Raw genomic sequence first — 1,385 nt, forward strand, 5'->3', positions numbered from 1 at the left:
GAGAGACCTCGACGTGCCTGAGACTACCTTCACCGACCCTGATCTGACGACCTTCCTGGGCCTGGATGCCCTGGGACTGACCGCTGTGGGCCAGCACCTGACCTCGACGAAAGCCATTGTGGAGTGCCGCATGCCGATCGGGTTTGAGGATCCGTTCTGCAAGGCCTGCGGCGCTTCGTCTGCACCCACTGCCGTTGAGTGTGGAGACAGGACACCTCCAGCTTGGCTGGCCCCAGGACCCGGCTGACCCACGCGGCGGTCGAGTGGGGGCTGCGGGCCCTTGCCCTGGAGTGCATGTCGGTCTCCCGGGTAGCAGCCTCCCTGGGGATCTCCTGGCACACCGCCAACAACGCAATCCTGACTCGGGCCGAGCAGACCATCACCGGCAACCCTGATCGCTTCGACGGTGTGGAGGTCCTCGGGGTCGATGATTCCCCCGCGCGCTTCGCTCTCGTGCGGGAGGTGCCCCCTCCTGCGTGTGGCGCCACACCAGGCGGGGCGACCGGTACGTCACCGTCATGATCGACCTGCCCGTTACCTTGTTGGTGGTCCCGGGTGGTCCGGGGCTGGGCCAGCTGCTGTGGGCACGGGTGTCTTGCCCCTGTCCTTAGATGATCCGGGGGGGCGAAAGTCACCCGCAGCAGCCGGGCGCTGGTGACCGCTGATAAGGGGAACGACCCACCGCAAAGCGGTAGAGGTCTAACGCATACGTGGGTGCAGGACCGGTCGTCCACCGGCTGGCCCCGCACCCATGCAGCGAGAGGCGGCAGGAGAGATGGATATCGGAGACATCGAGGTCTTCATCGGCACCGGGCGTCGGTAAGAGCGAGCACTGGGCCATGGCCCTGAGCCGGGAGGGTCGGAAGGTGTCAAGCCCCGGGTTTTGTGGAGGCTGGTTTATCTGGTGCCGGTGGTTGCCGGTTGTGATCGTTCGTGGCGGTGGCGGTCGGGTGCCCAGGTGGCTTCGTGCTCGGCTGGGGTTCGCATACCGATGGCGGAGTGAGGGCGAACGGTGTTGAACCAGTGCACCCACTCGGCGGTGGCGACCTCGACGGCGTCGATGTCCTCCCAAGGGCCCTGGTTGCGGATCAGCTCGGCCTTGTACAAGGAGTTCAGAGCCTCGGCCAGAGCATTGTCATAGGAGTCGCCCTTCGACCCCACCGAGGCGACCGCCTCGCACTCGGCCAGGGCAGCCCCGAAGCGAATAGACCTGTACTTACGCCCCACGGTCGCAAGTGGTGCACCAGGCCCGTCAGGTCGGCCCCCTGACGTTTCCGCTGCCAGACGGCCATCTCCAGGGCGTCCAGGGCCAGGTCGGTGTACAGGCTCGTGGAGGTCTGCCAGCCGATGATCCTCCGCGAGAAGACGTCGGTCACGAAAGCCAC

2 protein-coding genes and 1 pseudogene are annotated in these 1,385 nt (G+C 66.2%); 2 read left to right on the forward strand and 1 reads right to left on the reverse strand.

From position 1 onward, the window contains the following. Both BKH32_RS14055 and BKH32_RS03595 read left to right on the forward strand, forming a co-directional pair. Positions 1-247 (forward strand): annotated as a pseudogene (locus tag BKH32_RS14055) (hypothetical protein); the annotation flags it as partial. Beyond that, positions 223-522 carry a helix-turn-helix domain-containing protein gene (locus tag BKH32_RS03595; RefSeq protein WP_075248664.1) on the forward strand — a complete coding sequence of 100 codons (300 nt, stop codon included), beginning with the start codon at positions 223-225 and terminating at the stop codon, positions 520-522. The pseudogene BKH32_RS14055 and the gene BKH32_RS03595, both read left to right, overlap by 25 nt. A gap of 375 nt (positions 523-897) precedes the next feature. On the opposite strand, the gene BKH32_RS14695 is transcribed toward BKH32_RS03595, so the two are convergent. After that, on the reverse strand, positions 898-1,227 hold the full coding sequence (locus tag BKH32_RS14695) for an integrase core domain-containing protein (RefSeq protein WP_178384544.1): 330 nt from the start codon (positions 1,225-1,227) through the stop codon (positions 898-900). Positions 1,228-1,385: the final 158 nt, after the last annotated feature.

The sequence above is a fragment of the Actinomyces oris genome, from assembly GCF_001929375.1.
Classification (GTDB): Bacteria; Actinomycetota; Actinomycetes; order Actinomycetales; family Actinomycetaceae; genus Actinomyces; species Actinomyces oris_B.